The organism is Paenibacillus sp. J31R30 (assembly GCF_059692115.1).
This window is the reverse complement of sequence record NZ_JCAUAV010000007.1, coordinates 100,663-126,623: the sequence shown is the minus strand read 5'-3', so window position 1 is coordinate 126,623 and position 25,961 is coordinate 100,663. Positions and strand designations below refer to the sequence as shown.

Annotated in this window: 19 protein-coding genes and 1 pseudogene; 9 read left to right on the top strand and 11 right to left on the bottom strand. The window is 47.2% G+C overall.

Going from position 1 to position 25,961, the window contains the following annotated elements:
- The first annotated feature begins 24 nt into the window (after positions 1-24).
- Positions 25-2,424, top strand: coding sequence for a beta-propeller domain-containing protein (locus tag AC58QO_RS22380; protein ID WP_497269375.1), 2,400 nt, complete (start codon positions 25-27; stop codon positions 2,422-2,424).
- A 551-nt stretch (positions 2,425-2,975) separates the two neighbouring features.
- On the opposite strand, the gene AC58QO_RS22375 is transcribed toward AC58QO_RS22380, so the two are convergent.
- Entirely contained in the window at positions 2,976-3,632 is a 657-nt protein-coding gene (locus AC58QO_RS22375; protein WP_497269373.1) for a hypothetical protein, read from the bottom strand.
- A 2-nt stretch (positions 3,633-3,634) separates the two neighbouring features.
- Entirely contained in the window at positions 3,635-4,906 is a 1,272-nt protein-coding gene (locus AC58QO_RS22370; protein ID WP_497269372.1) for an FAD-binding protein, read from the bottom strand.
- Positions 4,907-5,108: 202 nt separating this feature from the next.
- Between AC58QO_RS22370 and AC58QO_RS22365 the strand changes: the two genes are divergently transcribed.
- Positions 5,109-5,603: a LysM peptidoglycan-binding domain-containing protein gene (locus AC58QO_RS22365; RefSeq protein WP_497269371.1), complete on the top strand. Its 495-nt coding sequence runs from the start codon at positions 5,109-5,111 to the stop codon at positions 5,601-5,603.
- A gap of 173 nt (positions 5,604-5,776) precedes the next feature.
- Here the strand turns inward: AC58QO_RS22365 and AC58QO_RS22360 are convergent, their stop codons facing one another.
- Positions 5,777-8,056, bottom strand: coding sequence for a beta-glucosidase (locus AC58QO_RS22360; protein WP_497269369.1), 2,280 nt, complete (start codon positions 8,054-8,056; stop codon positions 5,777-5,779).
- A 118-nt stretch (positions 8,057-8,174) separates the two neighbouring features.
- Here AC58QO_RS22360 and AC58QO_RS22355 point away from each other — a divergent pair, with 118 nt between their 5' ends.
- Positions 8,175-8,297 (top strand): hypothetical protein, encoded by a 123-nt coding sequence (locus AC58QO_RS22355; protein WP_497269368.1) that lies wholly within the window; start codon positions 8,175-8,177, stop codon positions 8,295-8,297.
- Between the two features lie 138 nt (positions 8,298-8,435).
- Here AC58QO_RS22355 and AC58QO_RS22350 read toward each other — a convergent pair whose 3' ends face one another.
- A complete protein-coding gene (locus AC58QO_RS22350) occupies positions 8,436-9,245 on the bottom strand; it encodes a transporter substrate-binding domain-containing protein (RefSeq protein WP_497269366.1) in 810 nt (269 codons plus the stop codon).
- A 164-nt stretch (positions 9,246-9,409) separates the two neighbouring features.
- Between AC58QO_RS22350 and AC58QO_RS22345 the strand changes: the two genes are divergently transcribed.
- The 5 genes and pseudogenes from AC58QO_RS22345 to AC58QO_RS22325 all read left to right on the top strand — a co-directional run bounded on the left by AC58QO_RS22345 (position 9,410) and on the right by AC58QO_RS22325 (position 13,770).
- Complete coding sequence (locus tag AC58QO_RS22345) at positions 9,410-9,730, top strand: ArsR/SmtB family transcription factor (protein WP_497269364.1); 321 nt, start codon at positions 9,410-9,412, stop codon at positions 9,728-9,730.
- Positions 9,731-9,780: 50 nt separating this feature from the next.
- Positions 9,781-11,073, top strand: a complete 1,293-nt coding sequence (locus AC58QO_RS22340) for an arsenic transporter (protein WP_497269362.1) — start codon at positions 9,781-9,783, stop codon at positions 11,071-11,073.
- A gap of 24 nt (positions 11,074-11,097) precedes the next feature.
- Positions 11,098-11,511: pseudogene (arsC, locus tag AC58QO_RS22335) on the top strand (arsenate reductase (thioredoxin)); the annotation flags it as partial.
- Entirely contained in the window at positions 11,506-11,967 is a 462-nt protein-coding gene (locus tag AC58QO_RS22330) for a protein-tyrosine phosphatase family protein (RefSeq protein WP_497269621.1), read from the top strand. The pseudogene arsC and the gene AC58QO_RS22330, both read left to right, overlap by 6 nt.
- A gap of 936 nt (positions 11,968-12,903) precedes the next feature.
- Positions 12,904-13,770, top strand: a complete 867-nt coding sequence (locus AC58QO_RS22325) for an EcsC family protein (protein WP_497269361.1) — start codon at positions 12,904-12,906, stop codon at positions 13,768-13,770.
- Positions 13,771-14,051: 281 nt separating this feature from the next.
- Here AC58QO_RS22325 and AC58QO_RS22320 read toward each other — a convergent pair whose 3' ends face one another.
- On the bottom strand, positions 14,052-14,855 hold the full coding sequence (locus AC58QO_RS22320) for a serine/threonine protein kinase (RefSeq protein WP_497269359.1): 804 nt from the start codon (positions 14,853-14,855) through the stop codon (positions 14,052-14,054).
- Positions 14,856-15,004: 149 nt separating this feature from the next.
- On the bottom strand, positions 15,005-16,228 hold the full coding sequence (locus tag AC58QO_RS22315; protein WP_497269357.1) for an MFS transporter: 1,224 nt from the start codon (positions 16,226-16,228) through the stop codon (positions 15,005-15,007).
- A gap of 236 nt (positions 16,229-16,464) precedes the next feature.
- Here AC58QO_RS22315 and AC58QO_RS22310 point away from each other — a divergent pair, with 236 nt between their 5' ends.
- A complete protein-coding gene (locus AC58QO_RS22310) occupies positions 16,465-19,821 on the top strand; it encodes a golvesin C-terminal-like domain-containing protein (protein WP_497269355.1) in 3,357 nt (1,118 codons plus the stop codon).
- A gap of 82 nt (positions 19,822-19,903) precedes the next feature.
- On the opposite strand, the gene AC58QO_RS22305 is transcribed toward AC58QO_RS22310, so the two are convergent.
- The 5 genes from AC58QO_RS22305 to AC58QO_RS22285 form a co-directional block, all read right to left on the bottom strand.
- Positions 19,904-21,163, bottom strand: coding sequence for an MFS transporter (locus AC58QO_RS22305; RefSeq protein ID WP_497269354.1), 1,260 nt, complete (start codon positions 21,161-21,163; stop codon positions 19,904-19,906).
- A 71-nt stretch (positions 21,164-21,234) separates the two neighbouring features.
- Positions 21,235-21,951: a hypothetical protein gene (locus tag AC58QO_RS22300; RefSeq protein ID WP_497269353.1), complete on the bottom strand. Its 717-nt coding sequence runs from the start codon at positions 21,949-21,951 to the stop codon at positions 21,235-21,237.
- 116 nt (positions 21,952-22,067) lie between these two features.
- Positions 22,068-23,207, bottom strand: coding sequence for an SGNH/GDSL hydrolase family protein (locus AC58QO_RS22295; RefSeq protein ID WP_497269351.1), 1,140 nt, complete (start codon positions 23,205-23,207; stop codon positions 22,068-22,070).
- 75 nt (positions 23,208-23,282) lie between these two features.
- Positions 23,283-24,938, bottom strand: a complete 1,656-nt coding sequence (locus AC58QO_RS22290) for an extracellular solute-binding protein (RefSeq protein ID WP_497269349.1) — start codon at positions 24,936-24,938, stop codon at positions 23,283-23,285.
- 115 nt (positions 24,939-25,053) lie between these two features.
- Positions 25,054-25,950 carry a carbohydrate ABC transporter permease gene (locus AC58QO_RS22285; protein ID WP_497269347.1) on the bottom strand — a complete coding sequence of 299 codons (897 nt, stop codon included), beginning with the start codon at positions 25,948-25,950 and terminating at the stop codon, positions 25,054-25,056.
- Between the last annotated feature and the right edge of the window lie 11 nt (positions 25,951-25,961).

Below are 25,961 nucleotides of genomic sequence, written 5' to 3'. Positions count from 1 at the left end.
CTAACTAAGCAAAGGATGAGATAGATGAAGAAAAAGGTTTGGGCCGCCGGCCTCCTGCTTACCGCGATAATCTTAACATCCGCTTTTACGCCTGTGACTTCGAAAGCTGGTCAGGAAACTGTGATTAAGCTCGAGGACCAGCCGATCGCTTTCTCGAAGCAAACTCGCATGATGGACGGAATTCTAATGGCTTCTGTACGGGATCTTGCAAACGCTTTAGACATGGACGTGACGTGGCAAGAAACTGAACGTACTGCGGTGATTACTGGCAAGGGGTACGAGCTCAAATTGCCATTGAATGCGGATTATGCGTATGTCAACGGGAATGCAACTACCATGTCAGGCATCACGCGAATCGTGGATGACTCTCTTTACGTACCGCTGCGTTTCTTCATGGAAAGCGCCAATCTTGTTGTCCGGTGGGACTCTGCAACCAGCTCTGTGAACATTACGAAGCAGGCTGACAGCTTGCCGGTTGTCGGAACCTATGACCACTTGGTCACTTTGTTGACGCAGAATGAACCTAACTATTCGTTTACAGATGGCAAAATGGTTAATGAATTCAAAAAAGAATCCCTGAGTACCTCCTCAGCGCCAGCTGCCGCCAGCAGTGCTGGTGTCGCAATGCAAGATACAGCTAGCAAGGCTGCTGCACCCGAATACTCTGGAACGAACGTACAAGTCCAAGGCGTGGATGAATCCGATGTCGTCAAGTCAGATGGACAATACATCTATACCGTGAATAAGCAGCGCATCGTAGTCACACAAGCTTATCCGGCTGAGCAGATGAAAGTGCTGAGTATCCTTGATTTTCCTAAAACGCAAGTCACGCAGTTCCAACCAAGTGAAATCTACGTGGACGACAACCATCTCATCGTGCTGGGTCATTCTTATCAGGATCTGAAACCAGTGCCTTACAATGAGTCCCCAAGCATCGGCATTACAGAAAAGAGAAGGATATCTCCGATCAGAACGCAGGCAACAACGAAAGTCATGATTTACGATCTCACAGACCGGAGTAACTTGAAGCTTGTGAAAGAGGCTGAGCTTGAAGGAAATTACGTGTCATCTCGCAAAATCGGATCTTCGCTCTATTTTATAGCTAATAAGTATGTCAATTACTATCAATACCGGGAGATGACGGATCAAGCAGCAGCTCAAAAAGAACTAGCCCCATCTTATCGGGATTCCTCAGCTGGTGATTCCTTCACTTCCATTCCGTTGGATCGGATTTATTATTTGCCCAAAGCCTTAGAGCCTAACTATGTGCTCATCGGAGGCATTAACCTGAATAACTTGGCTCAGACGATGGATGTCACGTCGTACCTCGGCTCGGGACAGAACGTGTACGCTTCTGAAGAAAACTTATATGTGGCGGCTACAAGCTATGAACAAATGCGCTTTCAACCGATGCCGATGCCAATAGACTCTTCTGTGCAAGGTATCCGAGTCGGTGGGCCCAATGTTGCTAGTCCACCTATTGAAGCTCCAAAGCAGGAGACGATCATTTATCAATTCGGACTGAACACTGGTAAAGCCGTGTACAAGAATACCGGGAAGGTACCTGGACATCTGCTCAATCAATTCTCCATGGATGAGCATAATGGTCACCTTCGTCTTGCTACGACAACAGATATAGGGTTGTGGAAGAACCACGTTTACATTCTCGACGCGAGCCTGAAGGAAGTAGGCAAGATCGAGAACATCGCACCAGGTGAGCGCATCTACTCCACACGCTTCATGGGCGACCGGGCTTATATGGTTACTTTCAAAAACACAGATCCGCTATTTGTCATGGATTTAAAGGATCCTGCTGCGCCAAAATTATTAGGAGCTCTAAAGATTCCTGGCTACAGCAATTATCTGCATCCGTATGATGAAAACCATATTATTGGGTTCGGGAAGGATACAGTCGAGGTCGACACCAAAGGATCACAATCCATCGCGTATTACCAGGGTATGAAGGTGGCGCTGTTCGATGTTTCCGATGTGAATAATCCGAAGGAGAAATTCAAGGAATTGATTGGGGATCGTGGAACCGATTCCGAGCTGCTGCATAATCACCGTGCGTTGCTATTCTCCAAGGAGAAGAATCTGCTTTCCTTCCCCGTTAACGTGATGAAAATCGATCCAAATCAGGCGGCCAGCAATCCGAAGAATTCGGCTGCCGCTTACGGAAGCTTTGCTTTCCAGGGGGCCTACGTTTACAACCTTGATTTGGAAAAAGGCTTCCAGTTCCGCGGAGGCATCACACATCTCACGCAAGATGAGCAGCAAAAGGCCGGCCAATACTTCTATGCCGGTGACAAACAGGTGCAGCGCGTTCTCTATATCGGCGATACGCTGTATACCGTCTCGAACGGATTAATTAAAGCGAACGACCTCAGCACGCTTCAAGAAAAGAATGCGGTGGTCATTCCTTAACACCGAACAGCGGCTGAACGACCGGCATTAGGCCGGGGCAACTGCTGTAACGTTGTTTTTCATCGTTACAGCGGCTGAACGACCGGCATTAGGCCGGGGCAACCTCTGTAACGTTGTTTTTCATCGTTACAGCGGCTGAATGACCGGCATTAGGCCGGGGGCAACCTCTGTAACGTTGTTTTTCATCGTTACAGCGGCTGATTGACCGGCATTTGGCCGGGGCAACCTCTGTAACGTTGTTTTTCATCGTTACAGTGGCTGAACGACCGGCATTTGGCCGGGGCAACCTCTGTAACGTTGTTTTTCATCGTTACAGCGGCTGAAAGACCGGCATTAGGCCGGGGGCAACCTCTGTAACGTTGTTTTTCATCGTTACAGCGGCTGAATGACCGGCATTAGGCCGGGGGCAACTGCTGTAACGTTGTTTTTCATCGTTACAGCGGCTGAATGACCGGCATTAGGCCGGGGGCAACTGCTGTAACGTTGTTTTTCATCGTTACAGCGTTAAAAGCCTCGAATCCATTATGGATCGAGGCTTTTTGCTGCATTGTTTATATGGCCAAAACGGTTTTTAAATAGGCCGCCAACGAGTCAAGTTGGTTCCCAACGGGTCTATTGCTTTGCTTCGCGGCAACCTGCGCGGCAGGCACCATCGAAAGCTGGGCAGCAACCACATGCTTCGTTGGATTTTCCTCCAGAAATTGGATCAAACCCTGGGAGACAGCTTGAATGTACTCTCTTTTTTTACCCTGCATGATGAGTTCAAACGTATTCTCCACTAGCAAAGGCTCCACATCAATTGTTTTGACCTTCTTTTTCGCAAAGGCAGCTAATTGATTCATCGTTCCTTGAACGGTGTTCGGATTCGTAAAAGCAACCATCGCAGGCTGATTCAGCTGACAGATATCCTCGAACAGAGGATCATCAATTTTGATGATCGGAATGGGATAGCGATGAACTTCTTCATCGTAGATAGCTGTAAAAAAAGTACATGTTATTAAAATCGCGTCTACATGGCAATTAGCTATCCAATCCAGTGTTTCAAGCACTTTCTTTTGAGCGGTTTCTGCGCCGAAATCAGCATCCTTTTTGATACGATCCAGACCTGGATCGACAAAATGGATGAGTTCTACATCCAAACTGCCTAATGCATGTTCAATGTGTTCGATATTGGAATAATGGGCATGGAAGCATCCGATTCTTTTCATCGTTAGTCCCCCATAATGTACGTTTTCAAGAAGGTATTGCGGAACTTTCCGTGCGGGTCACATTGGAGCAACAACTGCTGAAAGTCGGGCAGCTTCTCATAAAGCAATTGTAATCGAGCGGGCGGCATCGTAAATAGTTTGCCCCAATGCGGTCGAGCTTGAAAGCGCTCCAGATGCTTCTCAATAATCGGCAGAACCTGACTAACAGCCTCCCAATTCGGTTTCCACGTAAAGTGGATTGCAACCGACTTCTGTTTATAACAAGGACTCATCCACAAATCGTCCTCTTCAATTGTACGTACCTCAGAAACATAGAGCAGTGGCGATATCAACTCCTTGATGCTGTCGAGCGCACATAAGGCATCATAGGCATGGTGACGAGGCACATAGTACTCGCTCTGCAATTCCTCCCCAGCACTTGGGGTGAAATCCATCCGAAAATGCGGCATCCGTTCATGCCATGGTCCCGGGATCCCCATCTGTTCACTGCAATTCTCGGATGTGTGACCTGGCACCGGATGACGATGCCTATCAGCAAGTGTTGCTCCAAAGAACTCTGGTTCCACCAGCTCGACGGCGGAAGTATGTTCCGCTATTTTTTGCTTCACCCACACTTGATTGAACGTCGATTGCTGCCAATTCGTAAACAGGCTAACACTATAGCCACTCGTGAAAATATCGTCAAAGTGCTCCTCAAGCTGCGCCAGTGACAAGTTGTCGTAGACAACCTGATTCATCTGGAAGGAGGGGACAACATCCAAGGATATTTTCGTAACTACCCCTAGTCCGCCAAGTCCAACGGCTGCTCCCGCGATGAGCCCATCTGGATGCTCCCGAGAGAACAAGGCCACACTCCCATCGGCTTTGATGACTTCCATTGCATGAACCGCTGTCGCCAGATTGCCATTCCGATCCCCTGAACCATGAGTAGCCGTTGCGCATGCACCAACCACTGTAATATGAGGCAAAGAAGCCAAATTGTGCAGCGCATACCCATTGGCGTGAAGATATTGCCCCAGCTCGCCATAGCGAATGCCAGCTTCGACGGTGACTTTATGATTCGTTCTGTCCAGCGAGATCACGCGATTCAAATTCTGAAGCGAGATTAAGCTTTCCGTACAGTCGGCGATGCCGTTAAACGAATGTCGCGTGCCAAGCACTTTGATCTGGCTGCTGCGAGCTACCAAAGCTTGTACTTCTTCCACGTTCACAGGTACATGAAATTCCGACGCGCTGTACGCATAATTGCCAGCCCAGTTTCGATTATTCTTCATCGATATGTCACTCCCCTCGCATCTATTTGACTCTAACTGCCTATTGAAATATTTTAACATATCCAACTATCGAAAGCCTCAGTCCGTCATGGTTGCCCCTTCGAACAAGCCTATCTTACTCTCCCTTATGAACCGATTAAGACAACAGCCCATAAGATACATAGTCAAATGACTACTTCATTAATAAACGGAGGCATCACAGATGAGCTTTGGGCACTTTGGACCTGGATTTGGACCCGGATTTGGACCCGGATTTGGGGGATTTGGATACCCGCACTATGGCTTTGGAGGTCCTTTCTTCAATCCTTACTTCCCCCGTCGTCGACTAATCCCTTACTTCTTTCTTTCTCCTTTCGCGTTTCCATTCTTCATTCGTGGGGAAGACGATCGGGATGGCACCTATTTTGCACAACATCAATGTATAGAAGGAGATACGTTTGGAAAATTGGCTCAGAAATACAATGTTCCCCAGCCGATTCTGGAAGCCATGAACCCACACATTCAATCTCCTGAAAGCCTAATGCCAGGGAACATTACTTATATACCACGCTTGTATAAAATGCATTGCCACAAGATGTATCTTGAACATGAGACACCAGATATGGGTACTTCTGCACCTATGTATCCAGCACATCAAGCAGCTCCTTATACACAAGCACCTCCCACCATGCAACAAGGGACACAAATGTCCCCCTAGGGGGACACGCGCGCCGCAGCTCGTCCGTGTTTCCATTGTTCCCCCCGCTCCTCCCCATCCCCTTAGCCCTTCTGAATATAGGGAGCAGCTCAACCGAGTAAATTGCAAATAATTTCCATGCCAAAAAGCATGAACACCCTTATAGGAATCTATAACGGTGTCCATGCTTTTTATCATTGATTCAATTGATATACAAGTCCGTCAAGCATCTCATCCGTGAAGGCGCCTTGGCTGAAAGCAACCAAATTGCGCAGCGGCATATACTTCATCATTTCCGCAAACATTTCGCCCATGCCTTCTTCGGACTGGAGCTCCGTCATCGAAACGCCCATGCCCTCCTGAAACTTCTGAAGTAAACCTTGCACGATAGGCGCTCGCTGCGGATCGCTTAACAGATCGCTAAGCATTGAATTTCTATCGCATATCATTTTCACGGTTACGGTCGATTCGACATGAACCCTGTCGCTCACAACGATGTCCTCAGACGAACGTCCAATCATAATGTCAAAATCTCCAGTTTCAACATGCCAATCTTTCAGCTGGACATTGTAATAGGCGAAGGAGCGTTTATCCAGCGTAAAGGACACGGTCTGCTTCTCACCTGGATGAAGCTCGATTTTGGCGAAACCCTTCAACTCTTTGGCTGGGCGAATGACCGTGCTTTCCAAGTCGCGCACATACAGCTGGACGATTTCTTTCCCCGTGCGAGCTCCTGTATTTTGAATCGTAACGTGTACATGAACCGACTCGGTATCCTTGATTTCGGAGCGATCGATGACTAGATTCTCATATTCAAACGTCGTATAGCTCAGCCCGTGCCCGAAGGGGAACAACGGCTTCACTTGTTTCGTATCATAGTAGCGATACCCGACGAAAATACCTTCGCGGTACTCCACCCGATTGCCTTCACCCGGGAAAAATAGGAACGACGGGTTGTCGCTCAGCTTCATTGGGAATGTCTCAGCAAGCTTACCGCTTGGATTCACTTCGCCGAATAGGACATCGGCAATTGCGCCGCCTACCGCCTGACCGCCAAGATACGCTTCAAGAACCGATTTCACCTTACCGATCCAAGGCATTTCAATCGGAGATCCATTCAAAAGGACGACGGCCACATTGCTATACACGCCTGTAATGGTTTCGATCAGCTGGGTCTGGTTCGCTGGCATTTGCAAATGCTTGCGGTCATAGCCCTCAGACTCGTATCGATCCGGAAGTCCCGCGATAACGATCACCACATCTGCCCTACTTGCTGCCTTCATCGCCTCTCCGATCAGATCGGCGTCAAGATCGTCCTTATCTGCATGGTAGCCTTGCGCGTACACGACCGATGCGGAATCTCCTGCCAGCTTCTTGATTTCTTCAAATGGAACGTCCATTTGCGTCGGCTTGATATGGGAGCTTCCGCCGCCTTGATATCTTGGATTTTGTGCGAATGCGCCAATGACCGCCACTCGTTTCCCTTTCTCCAATGGGAGCAGTTGGTCTTCGTTTTTCAGCAGCACCATCGTCTGGCCAGCAACCGATCGAGCTAGTTGATGATGCTCTTCGCGGTCGTACGAAGCATTTGGCTTTTTGTTATCTACGCTCATGAAAATAATGCGCAGAATCCGTTCAACCGCTCGATCCAGCGCCTCTTCGGACAATTCGCCGCCCTGGACAGCCGCGACGATTTTCCGATCTCCCAGCCCCCCGCTTGAAGGCATTTCCAGCTCTTGTCCAGCTGCAAGACCGTCTACTCGATTGTTGTTAGCGCCCCAATCGGTGACGACAAAGCCTTCATGGCCCCATTCTTCTTTTAAAATATCGGTAAGCAAATAGGAATTCTCGGAAGCGAATGTTCCATTTACTTTGTTGTATGCGCTCATAACTGTCCATGGCTGACCATTCTTCACCGCACCCTCGAAGCTCGCCAAATAAATTTCCCGGAGTGTGCGCTCATCGACTATGGCGTCAACTCCCATGCGCCGATGTTCCTGATTGTTGACCGCGAAGTGCTTGAGCGATGTACCGACGCCTTGGCTTTGCACACCTTGAATATGGCTGGTTGCAATTTCAGCGGATAGATAAGGATCTTCCGAGAAATACTCGAAGTTGCGTCCACACAGCGGCGAACGCTTGATGTTGGCACCCGGACCCAGCAGGACGGCAACGTCTTCCGCTTGGCACTCTTCCCCGAGCGCGACACCTACCTTGCCGATCAACTCCCGATCCCACGAGCTGGCCATACCAGCCGCCGAAGGATAACAGATCGCGGGCACGCTGTTGAATATGCCCAGATGGTCGCTGCCGCCTTGCTGCTTGCGCAGCCCGTGCGGGCCATCCGTTACCATGATGGAAGGAATCCCAAGTCGTTCCACACCTTTTAAACGCCAAAAATCCAACCCCGAGCACATGCCGGCTTTTTCTTCCACTGTCATTTGAGCAATTAAAGCTTGAATATCCCGTTTCATTGTTGAATCCTCCTTGTGGATGTAAAGTCTAAGTCTACACCGTCTATTATTTCATGGATGCGCTTTCTTTTATGGTATAATACATAGATAAATTGTAGGATTCTGAGGTGTATCGATGATGGTCACCGCGCAGAGCCTTAACGACCGTGTGACCAAGCCGATCCGAGCTTGTCAGGAGTACATTTATACCCATTTGTATGAAGAAAAAACAGTGGATATGCTCGCGAAGCTGGCCGGCTGAATGCCAACTATTTCATGCAGTTTTTTAAGAAGCACACGTGCATGACGCCGAAGCAGTATCGCTCCATACCAACTTAATGAAAGAAAGGATGGTCTCTCTCTATCAGGAGAAGCCATCCCTTCTATTTTAATGACATGTTTACGACTGGTGCAGTAAGTCATGTTCCAATTCTTTTTTGATTTTATTTGGCATCATTTTGGGTTTACCACCGAACCACTTGGCATACAAATCTTCATAGGTGCCGTCCTTGGATACGGATTGGAGCGATTCGTTGATCCTACCGAGGTATTTGTTTTTCTTTTTCGCCAGAATAGCAAGGCTATCTTTCTTGAACGGCTCTCCTACTATTTTTACTTTTCCTTGCGTTGTGTTTTTGATAAAATCCTGTGCATTGCGTTCCTCGACGATAAGGGCATCCACAGTATGGTTGTTTAACTCGCTGTAGGCATCAGTAATTTGTGAATAGCTGCGGATTTTCACCCCTGGAATTTCACTTGCATAATAATACCCCGCTGATCCATTTTCGGTGGCTATCGCTTTTTGAGCCAAGTCTTCTTTCCCTTTGATCGCCGAGTTTTCTGAAGCAGTAAGAATCACCAAGTTCGTTTGAAAATAGGGATCGGAATATTCAAGATCATTACTGCGTGCATCCGAAATGGTCTTCCCTGCAATGGCCAAATCGATAGCGCCAGACTTCAAGCCTTTATTCAACTCACCCATTTCCATTGGAACCAATTCATATTGATATTTGGATTTTTTGGCGATCGCTTGCCATAGATCCACCTCAAAGCCCTTCTTTTCTCCCCCCTCAATAAACGTATAGGGGCGGAAGTTTTGCTCAATACCGACTTTGACCGTTTTATTCTGTGTGCATCCTGAAGCAATCAGGGCTGCCAACAGGGTGATCAACAGGACGACTCCTCGTTTGTATATAACACTATCATTCATTGTATTAATACCCTCCTCATTAGGTAAACATAGGTATTATTTGTCAATGTAATGGGGGTTATGCAATTTCTTCTACAGGCTTATGAACTTTACAATTTCTTGACTTTTAAATATAAGCGAATGATTATATAATGATCTACAATGCATAAAGGAGTGTGGTTGGTGTGGAAATCGGGCAGTTATCCGATGTGTTCAAGCTGTTGGGAGATAAAATGAGACTCACGATACTTTCACTTCTCAGAGAGCGAGAACTTTGTGTGTATGAAATTGTTGAGATCTTGCAAACGAGCCAACCGAATGTAAGCCAACATATGCGCAAGCTCAAAGACGGCGGTTTAGTAAAAGAAACGAAAAAGGGACAATGGGTATTTTATTCATTAAACATCAGTGATAAACCCTACTTACAAGAGCTATTTCAACACTTGCCTTCCCAAAAAGAAAAGGTAGACGCGACTTCGTGTGAACAGCTTCATTGCTGTGACTAGCTTGATTATGATGCACGTCGGTATTTATCAAGCAACCAATAGGAGGAATCATGGCAGTTCTAGCAGTCTCTATCTTCTTACTTACCCTCACATTTGTGATTTGGCAGCCCCACAGGTTAAATATTGGTTGGTCCGCTTCAGCCGGTGCCTTGCTGGCACTCATCTGCCAAGTTGTTTCTCTTCACGACGTCGTGACAGTAACTGGCATCGTATGGAACGCGACATTGGCTTTTGTAGCCATCATTTTGATCTCCCTTATCCTTGATCGGATCGGTTTCTTTGAATGGTGCGCGCTGCATATGGCACGTATAGCCAAAGGTAACGGAAAAGCGCTATTTATTTATGTCATCCTGCTAGGCGCAGCTGTTGCAGCTTTTTTTGCGAATGACGGAGCCGCTCTGATCCTAACCCCCATTGTTCTGGCGATGGTTCGAGCTCTGAAGTTCCCAGATCGAATGATTCTACCCTTCATTATGGCAAGTGGTTTTATCGCAGATACAACCTCACTTCCGCTGGTCGTCAGTAATTTGGTCAACATCGTCTCTGCTGATTTCTTTGGTATTGATTTTGTCAACTATGCAAGCCGAATGTTCGTCACGAGTCTAGTATCATTAGGAGCGAGCTTGCTTGTTCTCTTCCTATTTTTCCGAAAAGACATTCCGCGAAACTACGATATGTCTCAGCTGAAGCGTCCATCCGAAGCCATCAAGGATATCCAACTTTTTCGACTATCCTGGGTGATACTCGGTGCTCTTTTAGTCGCTTACCTGACTAGTGGCTTTATTGAGATCCCTGTTTCCATCATTGCCGGTATCGCGGCGCTAGTATTCATTCTTATTGCTCGCTCTAGCAAGGTTATTGAAACTAAACGAGTGATAAAAGAGGCGCCGTGGGCTGTTGTGATTTTTTCAATCGGTATGTATGTCGTGGTTTATGGTTTGAAAAATGTCGGTCTGACAGATGCTCTAGGAAGCTTGATCGAGCAACTATCTGATCACGGATTGTTTGTAGCCACAGTGGGAATGGGCTTTCTGGCCGCTATTCTCTCCTCGGTCATGAATAACATGCCGACGGTCATGATCAATGCGCTTGCAATCCAAGGAACGGGGACAGATGGAATTATCCGTGAAGCGTTGATTTACGCCAATGTAATAGGATCCGATTTAGGTCCTAAAATCACGCCAATTGGCTCTTTGGCCACATTGTTATGGCTGCATGTTCTATCTACCAAAGGTGTAAAAATAACTTGGGGTTATTATTTCAGAATTGGTATCATCCTTACCGTCCCAACACTACTCCTCACACTTATAGGTTTGTACCTATGGTTACGTATACTCACATAAATCAATCTTAAGGAGATGTTCCACATGAACAAAAAATTAGTTTATTTTCTTTGCACAGGTAATTCCTGCCGCAGTCAGATTGCGGATGGATTTTTGAACGCTTTAGGCAGCGAGAAATTTGAAGTGAAAAGCGCAGGTTTGGAAGCGCATGGATTAAACCCAAGAGCTGTTGCAACGATGCAAGAAGTTGGTATCGATATCTCGCACAACACATCTGACGTGATCGATTCTGATCTTTTAAGCCAAGCCGATTACATCATTACATTATGCGGTCATGCCAACGATAACTGCCCCGTTGTGCGTAACGATAAGGCGGAAAGATGGCATTGGGGCTTCGATGACCCTGCTAAAGCAACCGGAACGGAAGAAGAAATTACGGCTAAATTCCGTGAAGTAAGAGATGCTATTAAGCTGCGGATTGAGCAATTCTTGGTGGAAAGCGCGCACACTAATGAAGACAAAAGACATAAAAACTATCAAGCCTTGGTCGAGGATCGGATTTATTTTGGCGGAGCTTCGGACGTTGAGGATATGGTTAAAAATGAGGGCGTTGAAATCATTGTAGATTTGCGTGGCGAAGCAACGGAGTGTGCTTACCCGACTGGCGACGCCAAATGGATTCAAGTCCCTCTAGGAGATAATGCGGCGGGACCGCAAGACCAATTGTTTCAGCAAGCCATTAATCACGTGATCGAAGCTTACCAAAGCGGTAAAAAAGTCGGGTTTCACTGTGCGGGTGGCGGCGGCAGAACGGGTGCTGTCGCGGTGGGTACTTTGATAACTTTAGGCAAGAGTCAGACCATTGAAGAAGCTGAAGCTCTGGCTAAAAGCATTCGTGCTAAGGTCAATATTAAACCAGCGCAGCGTGAGGCTATTGAGAAATTATTTAGTTAATAGGAAATACAAGAAACCAGCCAGCCCCTTTTGTCGGGGGGCTGGTTTTTTGGGATCATGCGTTAGTCGATTATTTCGACTTACATTACTCCATTTGCCATTCTCGCCACACGTAACTCGATTCTTGAGACTGTTGATTAAATTGTGAATTAACTTGAGTGAGGCTAAAAATACATCGTTTCAGTCCTTAGGGCGATTTGCTGCGAACGAATTCTATTGCAAAAAGACTTGTGCGCAAGCTACGGCTGTCATGGATGTCGCTCTTGCGCTCAGTTTTTGTGCGCTAGCAAGCTGCCTCCGCCGAGGATGTCGCTCTTGCGCACGGTTTTTGTGCGCTAGCAAACTGCCTGCGCAAAGGTTGTCGCTCTTGCGCACAGTTTTTGTGCGCTAGCAAGCTGCCTCCGCCGAGGATTCCGCTCTTGAGCACAGTTTTTGTGCGCTAGCAAGCTGCCTCCGCCGAGGATGTCGCTCTTGCGCACAATTTTTGTGCGCTAGCAAGCTGCCTCCGCCGAGAATGTCGCTCTTGCGCTCAGTTTTTGTGCGCTAGCAAGCTGCCTGCGCCGAGGATGTCGCTCTTGCGCACAATTTTTGTGCGCTAGCAAACTGCCTGCGCCGAGGATGTCGCTCTTGCGCACAATTTTTGTGCGCTAGCAAGCTGCCTCCGCCATGGTTATCGCTCTGGCGCACAGCAAGCTGCCTGCGCCGAGGATGTCGCTCTTGCGCACAATTTTGTGCGCTAGCAAGCTGCCTTGTTGTTATAGCTGACTTATGATGTGAAGCCGATATGTTAAAAATAGCAGGAAAGCTACTTTCACCTCCCCGCCATATCACGTCAAGATATTTCCAACCGGTTAAATGATTTGGTTGCTTAGGAAGATCCCTTGCATCCAAATTCAAAAAATTACGTATACGATGTAGAAAGGAGTTGTGCACAGCATGAATGATTTTGAACACAATAACCATCCGGATACGCAAAATGAGCTGCAGCAAGCCCTACATGAGATAGCAGCCTGGGAAGCTGAACAGAAAGATCTGTGGTTTTGGGAAAAGCTTGGACGACTGCCCTTCCAAGTGCTGGATCGCTTAACACCGAAGTTTTTGAATAAAAAAATTGGTGAGGCCTTGGACGAGCTCGGGAATTATCTGCAAGCCGGAGGGCGCTATCTCATTTCGGAGAAGGGAACCTTGCGGCATATTGAAGAAGTGCATCTACGCACGAGGAGCAAGGCAGACTTAATGGATCTTACGGAGGGACTTACGATCGAAAAGGTGGCACGCCTGCCTCTTCGGGTACTAGATCAGACAGTCAATGAAATTGTCCTTAATCGTTCGAAGCTGGCTACCCTGCAAGGTGCAACCACAGGCATTGGCGGCATTCTGACACTGGCTATCGATATTCCGGCCATCCTTGGCCTGTCCTTGAAAACCATTCAAGAAGTCGCCATCTGCTATGGCTATGATCCCAAAGATAAGCAGGAGCGGATCTTCACGATCAAAGTCCTGCAATTCTCATCCTCCGACATCGTCGGCAAAAAAGCCATTCTCGAAGAGCTGGTGAACTACGCCGCTACGGATAAAGAGAAGGTCCAAATGATCTCACAGCTTCAAGGCTGGCGCGAGGTATTCGCCACATACCGCGATAATTGGGGGTGGAAGAAGCTGTTCCAGCTGATCCCAATTGCGGGAATTCTCTTCGGCGCTTGGATCAATCGCGGCACGCTGAAGGATGTCGGCGAAGCAGCGAAAATGCTGTATCGCAAGCGGCGCATTCTGGAACGATTGCACGCACAAGTGGATGGCTAGCTGAAACCACCTGCCCCCCTTTTCGTATAGAAGAGAAACAGCAAAAGGAGGCCTGCAAGATGATCAAATATTTACTGCGTAAATTGCTCGGATCTCTTCTCCACTCCAGAAGAGGTCGACATTACCGACATAGCAGCTCTAATCACAGAGTACATGTTACTCGACATTACTCTTCGAGTCACCGTGGAGGGTACGGACACCGATATCAAGGGCATGGTTATTATAAAAATAGAGGTGGAAGCTCCAGCTAACCCAAAGCCGCGGAAGTGGCTTTTTTCTTTTTATATGGCGAGTACTGCATCTAGCTCCTCCATACAGGCTTGTGCACTCGAGTAAGGCGGATCGATTTGCAATAATTTCCGAAGCATATGCTTCGTCTGCGCGGAAATCGACAGTTCCTCTTCCCATCCCCGTATGACGTCCTCCTGATCACCGGTCGACTCGAAGCTCGAATACAGCATATACAGTAGAAAATGACCAATGGCATACAGATCGGAAGAGACGGATACGGTTCTTCTCAGGATTTGCTCTTCATCGGATTCGCTCGTTAACCGAGCAGGCTCTCCTAGACGAGCAGCTAATCCAAAATCAATCAAACACATTCGCTCCCCATCTAGAATGACATTCGGAATGCGAATATCCAAGTGAACGATGCCATGCTCGTGAATGAAGTGTACGATGTCCAGTAAACGGCGTATGAAACTTATGGCATCCTTTTCCGTAAATCGAGCTCCCCGTTCAAAAATTAAATCTTCCACGGTCTGCCCCTGGATATATTCGGTTATCATATACAATCGCTTCGATTCTTCGAAGGATGCGTAGCACTTTGGAATGGCGGGATGTGCCAATTCGCTCATGATCGCCGCCTCGCGGCGCAATAGTTCCTGGCCCAGCTGCCCTTTACTCGGTTTTGCCTGCTTCGCGACAACCTCCTTGCCGGAACTCCTGTCTTGACATAAGTAAGTTAAACCATAGCTTCCCATCCCCAGGAAACGTTCAATCTGATATTGATTCCTGATGACCTCGCCCCTTCTTCGAGGATAGTCGATCCATGCTTCATATACCCGTTTCAAATAGGATATCACAGTTCTATGACCTCCTTTTTGGCTCGTAGTCCCCAATGCTTCGTTCCGTAAAAGGAGCTGTTCTTCCACATTGGCAAACCTAAGCTTATGCATGAATTGTTACGGTGGACAGCCTAACGCCTGCGTAACGATGTTTTAATGAAACATCCCTAACGGGGAACTCCCGCTTCCGCCATTTCCTTGTTCCCATTTTGCAGCAAAAAAATAAGTATTCCAATGCACCCGCAAATCGCAGCCGTGAATAACAAACCCGAAATCGGTACGTAATTGGATAGACCAGTGCTTACTAATGGGGCGATGGAACCGCGAATACCAAACAGCATTAAATGCAAGCCGAACACAACTGCCTCTCGTCCAGGTACAACACGAAAAATATACGCAAGAATGCCAATATCCCAGATTGCATCCCCAATTCCTTGTATTCCGCTGCCAATAATAACAGCAGGATAATTTCCAAAAATCCCGTAAAGTAACGGAACAATAGCGAACGCCACCAAGCCATAGACCAACGTTTGTTTAGCAGAAAATCGATCGATCACCCAACCAACAACGAAATACGCCACCAATAAACACACATAATAGGAAATACGCGCAACCCCAATTTCGATGTTGTTCAACTGCAACTCTCTGACCTGGATGATCTGATATAGCGGACTAGCTAATATGTTGCCAAAGCCCGTCAAAGTAGTTGCTGCAAAAAATATTACCAGCTCCCTGTGATCTCTCACAAGCTTGAGCTGTTCCTTAAATGAAGATTTGCGTGCCGATACCGTGATTGGTGAAGCAATCTCCTTAACCCGGGCTAGGAAAAGAATCGATATTACACCCGTTATAGCCGCAACGATCAGCGGTCCACTCGGTCCTGACTTATCCGTCCATGAGCCGACCAAGTAAGCAAGTGGAATCATAAGAGCTCCCATGGCAACCCGAACGTAGCCCATTAGTCTGCCGCGCAATTCAGGCTGATACATACGTGTAACTAGCGCAGGATAGGCCGGTGCTTGCACCCCCATTAACAAATAAAAGACAAGTGCAGTCACAACATAGACGCTGGGAGCACCAAAAAATGCTGGAAGCAACAACAGAGCTCTTCCAATTACATTCGGGATAATGACAAAAGGTTTGGGATTCGATTGTTCGATTCTCCCCGCCCAAATCGGCGAGAACAGCAGTCCAATCGCCGGAGCAGCTGCCAAAATCCCGACTTCCAGATTCGTAGCCCCTTGTCTAATCGCAAGTGCGATATAAAACTGATTAAACACTACATTAAAGAGACTAAATAAACAGGCTGCACCAAAATCACTATACAAGTTATGCTTAGTTGTCGGGCTCATCTGTAAGCCTAGTTTTTGAAACACTTTATCCGCCAGCATGGCTTTACTTCCCCTCACACATCTCTCATTCTAAGCTCGATATTAACTTCATAATAGCAGGTTTTCCTGTTCGTTTCTCTCGAAAAGTACGACGGGTTCAATCCTATTTTTGCTTGGCATATTTCGTTAAGCATCCGTTATATGATAGGTGTGAGAGGAAATTGTCCACATGCAGCTGCAACGGACCAATCAAGATGATTTTGGTATGCGCTTTCATTTTAAAAGGAGGAACGGTCATGAAAACACGAACCATGCTCCGATTTTTCATTTCATTTTTAGCGATTGTAGTAACTCTCATTCCTCTACTCAGCATACCTAAGGCACAAGCGGCAACCAGAGTTTCCGACGCCAACAATAATCTGACGGTTTTGACATCACAATACGGCTATCATCCAACCCATGAGAAAAAGGTCATCTACAAGGGTGCCGACACGACCTCCACATTCAGCGTCAAACGTGTAAGCGATAATGCTGTCGTTTATACCAATAATTTAACGACCGTGACAGACGATTTTGGCACCGTGAAAGTCGGATCTTTCACCTCCTTTCAAACAGAAGGCCAATATTACGTCCAAATCGGATCAGAGAAATCCCAATCCTTTCTGATTCTAGCCCACCTTTGGGATAATCTACAGCTGCTTAGTGCTATTGATTATTTCGGCTTAAGACGTATCGGGGAAGATAACATGATGGGGGATCAAGGCAGCTTCGTTTCAGCCAAATGGGATGGCGCTCGAGCCAGCGACGGCAAGCCCGTCTATATCGGCAAAGCTTTCGGAGACGGTGACGATTTACGCATTTACCCGAATACTTCCCTTGTCGTTGCACAGTACAGTCTACTGAAACAAACGAATCCATTTTGGGATACGAACGATTGGATCTATGATCAAGTACGTTGGGGGCTCGACGGCGTTCTCTCATTTCTTGGAAAAAACGGCAAGTTAAAAAACTTTTTATATCTATGGGGACCCGATTCAGATACAGGTACCGACGGCATATTCCAGAGCGGGGATGAACCGGCCATTATCAGCCCTTTCGATACGGGCGGAAACGGCAATGAATACAACTCGAAAAATCCAGAAGTGATTTATACGGAACTATTGCTCGGACCAGCTGAAGCCGCACTTACGTTTTACGATAAGGATCCGGCTTTCTTTGACCGGGTAAAGCTGCTCGTAAAAGCGGGCTACGATCAAATTTATGCCCAGTACAATCCCTATCCGCACAAATATTCCTTAGGCGCTTGGGTCTGGCTGAATGCGCTTATGTATGAATTAACAGGCGATACGACTTATAAAACTCGTGCGATCAGCGAAGCGGATAGACTCATGCAGTTACAGACGACAACGGCTTACGGTGATGGAACTGTTGCGGCCAAGGGATGGTTCAAATACGACATGAGCACGACGGCCAACCCTTGGGGAGATAAACCGGAGCAGGAAGTCATGATCACACCTTGGATTTATCAAGGCCTGTTCCGTATGCTGGACTTCTTCCCAGCCGATGCGAAGGCCACCTTATGGCGAAACGCAATTGATAGCTATGCCTCCGACTATTTGCTCGAAATTTCGAAACTTAACGCGTACGGATACACGCCGATGAAGGCAGGCACAAGCGGACTTTTGCGGCAAAAAGGCACACTCAGCTATCAATATTACACAAACATCGGCCGCATGTTTCATCAAATGGGAAATGCAGCTTTTCTAATGAAAGCCGGCAATCTGTTGAACGATTCTACGCTGAAGAATGCCGCTTGGGCGCAAGCGCAATATTTTACAGGACTCAATCAACAGGGGCTTGGCGGCATCTATGGATTGTCAAATAACATTCCTTCCCAGCAGTATCGCCAGACGACGAACGGTAAAGCTTATCCCGGCGGTATGCCGAACGGTTATAATTTAAGTGGTTTAGGCGCCTCCAATCAGATTATTGCCGGAACCAACGACAATCCCAATTTCGATTATTTCGAGTATTACACCTATGCGAATGTAAACGTGATGTGGTTTTCAACAGAAGCCGGCGCCACCCAATTTACAAACCCCATCGAGATTTGGCCAAAACAATTGACAGAAGCCCCACATACTTCGAATCCGAGTCATTCCCTGTTTACATTCCCGGTTCGGTTCAAGGGCGGGTTTACCTATAATTTGATGGCGATCACCAGGGACGATCCGACAAACAGCGTGACTTGGTATGTCAATAACATTGCTGGTGGAAACAGCAGCGTAGGCACGATTACGGGCGGAAAATATATGGCTCCCTCTGTATCTACCGAGACTACCGTCACGTTAAAAGCGGTTAGCAACGCGAATTCTAGTGTATGGGATCAGACGACCGTCACGATCATGCCTGTTCCTGGCCAAGTGACCAACTTGCAATATACCCTGAATGGCAGCAATCAAGTCATTCTAACCTGGGATGCCGTATCCGCTAATCTCGCCGGATATACCATTTGGAAAAGGGAACCTATTGAGGCGACAGAAGTCGGTACGATTTTCGAACGAATCGGCGATGTCGGGACGGGGGTTACTACTTACACCGTTACGGTTCCAGTGAAAGACAATACGCAGTTTTTGATTAAAGCCTACAATAAAACCACAAACAAAATTTACGGTTACGGCAAAGAGTCCAATGTGATAACTGCTTCCATCCCGCCAACTCCACCAACTCCACCAAGCCCCTCCGTCATTGTCGACAATGGAGATACGGGCTATGCGGAAACCGGTACATGGAACCTAAGCACCTTGCTTGGGTATAACGACACTACCTCCCGTTGGAGCAGCACGCTGAGCAGCACCGCCACATGGACACCAAGTCTGCCGCAAGCCGGGAATTACAAAGTATCTGTCTGGTATCCAGCCAGCACTTCTGCCTCCACGAATGTCAAATATACAGTAACTTACAACGGGGGAAGCGCGGATGTTTTCATAAATCAGATGCTGGACGGCGGACAATGGGTTGACTTAGGAACGTTTAACTTCGCCGTGGCGGGAGGCAACATTAAATTGACGGTCAACCAAGGCGGGAATTACCGTGCAGATGCGGTCAAATTCGAACTTGTTCCAACTGTCCTGCTCAGCGATGACTTTGAAGACGGTACCCCGAACGGCTGGACGCCGGTCAATGGCACATGGTCTGTCGTCACCGACGGCACGAAAGTGTATAAACAAACGGCACTCAGCGGCGAAAGCCTGACCGCACTGACTAGCACTTGGACCGGAAGCAACACCGACTATTCCGTCAGTGCTACTGTCAAACTATATGATACGGCAAGCAATGCGGGAACCGGCATCCTCGGCAGATATGCGGACAGTAATAACTATTATATGTTCCGTATTTTGAGCGGATTGAACAAAGCACAATTGTATGTCAAAAAGAACGGCACATTCACCCTTCTAGACGAAACGACGATGACCGTCCAATTGAACCAAAGCTACAATCTCCGCCTGGAGATGATCGGAAGCAGCATCAAGGGATATGTGGGCGGCGTGCAAGTCGTGAGCAAGACGGATACGAATCAGGCCAGCGGCACGATCGGACTACGACCTTTCAATCAAACAGCCAGCTTTGATAATGTGCAAGTTGTGCAATAAATGGATTAAAAAAAGCTTAGTCAAGCCGCATCGCGGTTCTCTGACTAAGCTTTTTAATGCTGATGTCCCATTCACAGCCCTATCAGGTCTGGCCTTGCAGTCTCCGATCTAGCTTTCCTTGAACGAACCACGCATATACGACATACCCGACTAGCAGGGCAATCGCAGTAAGTACGAAAGGCAACGCATAATGATTTCCGGCCAAAATATACCCCGCCCAGTAGGAAGCGATCGTATTACCGATGCTGCGCGAGACCGTCCGCATCCCTGCGAACAGGTTGCGGTCTTCTTCGGCGACAGCTGACATGCATTGGCTGTCCATCAAGTTGTTCAGCATCGTGAAGCCCGTCCCGCGAATGAGCAGCAGCATCGCGAATACGGCGGCTGGCATCGCGATCGCCATCAGCGCTACGATGACGATGTTATACAGAAACAGGAACACGAACGTCCTTCGGCTGCCCCATCTCTCTACGACGTACGGCATCACAATCGAGCCGATAAAGAAGAAAAATCCAGACAACGCGAGCAAGCCAGAGATGTTACCGTCATCCATCTGAAATCGAAATTTCAGAATGACATTCAAGAACGGGCTGAGCAGTCCGAACGTGAAGCCCGAGTTGAAAATAAGCAGAGAAAGCAGCAGCAGAAAATATATGGCATGCTTTTTCTTCGGCCCATCCGCAGGCTTCGCTGCTTGTACACCGCCGCTGGCCTCATCTTCAGCGCCGTTTTGCGCCTTAGCATGGGAAGAAGAGGGCAGCAGCAAGCCCCGTAAGATGCCCGAGAGCCCTAAGCATCCGCCGGCCACGAAGAAGGCGTACTGATACGGCGTTGTATGTCCGGGCAGCCAGTCCGGCAGGTATCCGCCGAGCCATGTGCCAAGGCCGGTAAATAACGTAAATATGGCGAACAACAGTGAATAAGCGCTAGTTTCTTCTTTTTTCGTACGACAATATTGGAAAATCAATTGAATTTCGGAATTTACGATTGCTGTAACACCAAGCGAATAAATAAGCTGCGCGACGGTAACTGCGCCTAGGCTAGTTCCGATCCCGAAGAGAATGAGGGATAAGAAGGCGAGAAGCATGCCGGCGACGAGCATCGTTTTGCGCCCGATATGCTTAACGATGAAGCCAGCGGGCAGGCTGGCCAAGCCTATCGTCAGAGCTCCGAGCGACGTAATTTTGCCGATGTCACCTTTGGAAAATCCGAGGTCCAAGAGATGTAAGTTCAGGATAAGGCTAGATATGCCTACTCCAATACCAAACAAGCTCTCAGTCGCGATGAACCGCCTCACGTTAGGCGATAAGTCACGAAATAAATGTACGATATACGTCCACATAGATGCACCTTTCTTCTTGTTAGTATGTGCTCTATCTTACATGGTGGCGGCACCCTAGTTCAATCTTATTTTCAAGAAGGATGAATCCATTTGCGAATAGTCCCCTCTACAATTCTTGTAGTCCATGGAGAGAAATAGACATTCACACTGTCATCAACAATACTGAAGGCATAGGCAATAGGCCCCTCCACATAAAAGACCATCTGATAGTAAGTCGGATCCCCGCCCTGACTTTGCGGAACATAATTTTCCATATCTTTTCCATTCTCCAAAAGCTTTATGAATTGCTCTTTGTCAGAAGTATTGAGCGTCTGGTAGGGTTTCGTTTCATTCGTATGGTAAAGCTCGATGCGCTCAATTTTGTCTTTTGGCAAATCGGTGTAGTTCACACGTATCGTCTTTGCAAAGTCATCTGCCACATACAATCGGTATCCGCCAATCCGCGTTTTATCCTTTGCAGCTATCAGTTCATAGGGCTCAAATCCCTTAACCTGATATAATGGGGTTCCGATTTCTAGAAATGCAGCATCCCCTGGTTTTGTCTTGTAATCCGGATTGGAAACGACATCCCCTACTTTAAACTTTACTTCACCAACAACCTGGCTGGTGATATCGCTAGGATCTTTGATCACACCTTGAAACATGCCTGTGTATGAGTTCCCATTCAGTTTCACAAAATCTACCCAATCGATGATGGCATTTCCATGAATGGAAGTTGCTTTCGTAAGAGGATTCGAGCATCCGCTTAGTAACATACAAGCAACAATGAGCATCGTCCACATTTTCACGTACATTCCCCCTTTCAATTCAGACGTAATGGCGCTTCCATTAGTTCCATTGAAGCAGCAAAAACCAGCAAACGCTTGGGTTTGCTGGCTGCTTTGCAGCTTATGAGCTTCGAGCTCTAATTACTTAACAATTTCAAAACACGGAGACTAATGCCTGTGCTGCGTTCATCTTTCTTCCCCGTCTGACGAATTGTCATTCGCCTGCTTTGCCGCTCCGCATGAATAGGAAACATAGCCATCATGGGGCGATGAGCCTTTAAACACCAATCATCAAACAAATGCATGGAATGAAACGGCTCATCGTCTATAGCGTACTCGAAAATCCCCGAGTCAGGCCCGCACAGCAGTAAAATCCCTCCACCCTGTCCATGAACAGTGAAAGAAAACGAAGCATCCAGGGTATCCGTATACAGATGTCTTGTGTCATATCTCCAGTTCATAAGCGGCTCGGATGACAGCTCCCTCCATTCAAAACCTTCCAAACGATCAGCGAACTCCGCCCCTAACATGGCTGCATATTCGTAATTGTTTGGCTCAAGGGCTGGCGGTACCGAAGCCGTTTCCTGTGCATGAGCACCTGCTATGTCCGTATCCGCCATCCTATCTAATGCTACATCCAGATACGCCCGCAGGAACGCTGCATACAGGGCATGTCCCTCATCATTCGGATGGACCCGATCGGAAGCCAGATCGTCCCATCGTACTCCGTCTGTCTGTATCAAGGTGTATACACTAGCAGCGAAGTTAACAGAAGGAATCGCATAATAGGAAGCGACTTCTTCATGTACAGCTATGTTGAATGGCGATCTTTCGGTCAAATTTTTATCCGCTGCCGTATAGAGAAAGCAGATATCCGTACAAGGCGATTGCCGTCTGCATTGCCGGACAAGGCCTTCCATGCCTCGAATGGATTCTTCGCGATCCTCACCATCGTTCACACTGAACTCCACGAACAGCAAATCGATCTCACCTTGAGACAAAACATGTTCATGCAACCGGTGAGCACCGAACGAAGACGTCGTTCCACCAACGCCAGCATTGATACACGTCACCTTTTCTGACGAAAAACGTTGTTTCAAGTAGCTCTCCGTTAAGGCTCGCCAACTGGTGGTATTCATGTCTGATGCCCCTGCACCTTCGGTAATAGAACCGCCAATAAAAGCTACGACAATCGGCTCATCTCGAAGTAATTTTTCCTTGATGTGAGGCAGCCCTGCACGATGATTCACCGGATGGTTGTCCCATGTCCAAGTCATAGTATACGTCTCCTTTACTTGCAAAAAAATCAAGTGCTTTATGTCTGCACATAAAGCACCTGATTCTCGCCATTCTTATTTTTTATACGAAGAACTGTCATACGCTTTCTGTAAAATTTCCAGATAACGTCCAACCTTCAAATTATCCAGTCCTTTCACATAAGCATCCCAATCCTTATTCAGATCCTTATTTCCCGTAATGAATTGCAACGCATTCTGATCGATATAATTTTTGAGATTCGTTTGAAGAATACTTGCTTCATCGGTTTGTGCAGGATCAACCCATACAGCCCAGACAGGGTAGATCTCCTTAGGTTCGTGACCTTGGTATAACAGCGTTGCATTGTACAATCTGCGTTCGTAGTTAGCTGAATCATACACATCAGTTCCTTGAACTATGCTGTCTCTATATTCACTCGGTTGGTAGAAATGGCCCATTCCGCTCCAGCCTGCATTATGAGGGGCTTCTCCTTCCACAGCTGGAATGGACGCCATGAGCGGTTTCACACCTTTACCTAGCGCGACCTCGCCTTCTTTCGGCTTTCTCCAGTCGATCCCTTCCATACCTGACGCTGCATTCGTCTGACCTTCAAATGTAAACATGTAATCAACCATTTTGATTAACGTGATCTGTTCTTCTTTCGTAGCTTTGTTCGTAATGACGAATTTCGCGCCAGGCGTCAATCCGCCACCATCATGCGTTGCAAGGGATCCATTCGGCCCTGTAAGTGGAGGTACTGGATTGTAGTCGGCCGAGTTCTTGTTTCCTTTATCAATGTTTACGAAAATAGCGGGATGCATGCCAGCGCCTACACCAAGAATTTGCGTCCCGGCGTTCTCACCAATTTTCTTAAACGCTTCCGCATTTTGCGTAAATGCCCCTGGATCAATGAGCCCTTCGTCATACAACGATTTAATATACGCGAGGCCTTCTTTCCATTGTGGCTTATTCGCTGCTGAATCGACTTTGCCATTCGCCATCGTCAGGTAATTGCGGTCATCATCATAAATGAAGCCATTCATAAGAAACGGAATGATATGCACGCCAAAATCCTCAGTCGATCCACTCAACGGAACTTCGTCGGCTTTACCGTTCCCGTTCGGATCACCCTTTTTGAAGGCTTGAAGAACTTTCTTGAAATCCTCCATCGTTTTCGGCATCTCAAGATTCATTTTGGACAGCCATTTGGTATTGATCCACATTTTGTTCGGATACGAACAGTGGAAACATTGCGTATAAGAACCTAGGCCGTAAATTTTGCCATCCGGCGCCGTACTAAAGCTCTTCAGTGTAGCATCCTTAGTCATGGCTGCCTTAATATTCGGAGCATACTGATCAATTAAATCATTTAAAGGAACTAGAATGCCTTGCTTCCCGTATTTGAGAATATCGGCTTGTGAAAACTGATCAATCCATGCCGTCAACATGTAGGAATCGGGATAATCGCCGCTTGCCAGTGAAATCTGTCTCTTCTCTTTGGCACCATCAAACGGGATGATTTCAAAATTAAACTTCGCATTGAACTTCTCTTCCATGAATTTCGTAAATTTATTCGTCTTCAAGTCGATCGCCGTATCTTGTTGAGCAAACATGCTGATCGCGACAGGGCCGCTCGTTGCCCCTCCAGTTGCAGCTGGAGACACGGATGCTGCATCATCCTTAGAACATGCGGCAAGAAATAAACTAGACATCATGATTACCGCTAGTGCGCTTACAAGACCCTTTTTCACATGTATCGCTCCCTTTTTTCATGCATTTAGTATAACCCCGATCTTAGACTGACTACCAGCATTACCTTAAAACGAATCACCCCTTTCAATGGAATCCATAGAGCATGGCCGCGTCTCAACCTTTTACAGAGCCCACCAACATGCCTTGCACGAAGAATCGCTGGACGAACGGATAAATAATTAACACTGGAAGTGTTGTTACCACAATGAGGGAATATTTCAGCGCTTCCGCCAGCTGCTGTCTTTCGACTTGCTTCAAAGCGTCCGTTGCATTGGAACTGTTGTTAAGTATGATGATGCTGCGCAAAATCAACTGAAGTGGGAATAAACTGGCCGATTTGAGATAAATCAAAGCATCGAAGTACGCGTTCCATTGGCCTACCGCATAAATTAAGACAAGAACGGCGATGATCGGTTTCGATAACGGCATGACAACGCTTCTTAGAAATCTGAAATCACTACAGCCATCAATTTCGCTCGCATCAAACAATTCATCTGGAATAGAGGATTGAAAGAAGGAACGCGTGATAATGACCTGCCACACCCAAATCGCGTTGGGGATGAGCAGCGCCCATCTCGTATCAATGAGTCCCATCTGCTTGACGACTAAGTACGTCGGAATTAACCCACCGCTGAACAACATCGTAAAAGTGATTAACATCATGAACACATTCTTGCCGAAGAAGGTTCTACGAGAAAGCGGATACGCAATCATAATGGTAAGGACAACACTAATGATGGTTCCTACACCGGTATAAAATAAGGAATTCGCATACCCAATGGTCACCTTCTGGTTATGAATTAAGGTATTGTACCCTTTGAGCGACAGCTCAACCGGCCACAGCCAAACCCTGCCGGAAGTGACAGCGGAAGGACTGCTGAACGAACTGCTGATCACATAAATAAGCGGATACAACACAATAATGAGTAGAATGCTTAGAAGTACATAGATGGCAAATAAGAAAACTTTATCCCCTACCGAATCTTTCACCCTTGCTTTCATCGTAGACATCGCTGCACTCC

Excerpts from the sequence above, each read along its gene's own strand:
- AC58QO_RS22380 (WP_497269375.1), top strand. The coding sequence starts at position 25 with ATGAAGAAAAAGGTTTGGGCCGCCGGCCTCCTGCTTACCGCGATAATC.
- AC58QO_RS22375 (WP_497269373.1), bottom strand. The coding sequence starts at position 3,632 with ATGAAAAGAATCGGATGCTTCCATGCCCATTATTCCAATATCGAACAC.
- AC58QO_RS22370 (WP_497269372.1), bottom strand. The coding sequence starts at position 4,906 with ATGAAGAATAATCGAAACTGGGCTGGCAATTATGCGTACAGCGCGTCG.
- AC58QO_RS22365 (WP_497269371.1), top strand. The coding sequence starts at position 5,109 with ATGAGCTTTGGGCACTTTGGACCTGGATTTGGACCCGGATTTGGACCC.
- AC58QO_RS22360 (WP_497269369.1), bottom strand. The coding sequence starts at position 8,056 with ATGAAACGGGATATTCAAGCTTTAATTGCTCAAATGACAGTGGAAGAA.
- AC58QO_RS22355 (WP_497269368.1), top strand. The coding sequence starts at position 8,175 with ATGGTCACCGCGCAGAGCCTTAACGACCGTGTGACCAAGCCGATCCGA.
- AC58QO_RS22350 (WP_497269366.1), bottom strand. The coding sequence starts at position 9,245 with ATGAATGATAGTGTTATATACAAACGAGGAGTCGTCCTGTTGATCACC.
- AC58QO_RS22340 (WP_497269362.1), top strand. The coding sequence starts at position 9,781 with ATGGCAGTTCTAGCAGTCTCTATCTTCTTACTTACCCTCACATTTGTG.
- AC58QO_RS22325 (WP_497269361.1), top strand. The coding sequence starts at position 12,904 with ATGAATGATTTTGAACACAATAACCATCCGGATACGCAAAATGAGCTG.
- AC58QO_RS22315 (WP_497269357.1), bottom strand. The coding sequence starts at position 16,228 with ATGCTGGCGGATAAAGTGTTTCAAAAACTAGGCTTACAGATGAGCCCG.
- AC58QO_RS22310 (WP_497269355.1), top strand. The coding sequence starts at position 16,465 with ATGAAAACACGAACCATGCTCCGATTTTTCATTTCATTTTTAGCGATT.
- AC58QO_RS22305 (WP_497269354.1), bottom strand. The coding sequence starts at position 21,163 with ATGTGGACGTATATCGTACATTTATTTCGTGACTTATCGCCTAACGTG.
- AC58QO_RS22295 (WP_497269351.1), bottom strand. The coding sequence starts at position 23,207 with ATGACTTGGACATGGGACAACCATCCGGTGAATCATCGTGCAGGGCTG.
- AC58QO_RS22285 (WP_497269347.1), bottom strand. The coding sequence starts at position 25,950 with ATGTCTACGATGAAAGCAAGGGTGAAAGATTCGGTAGGGGATAAAGTT.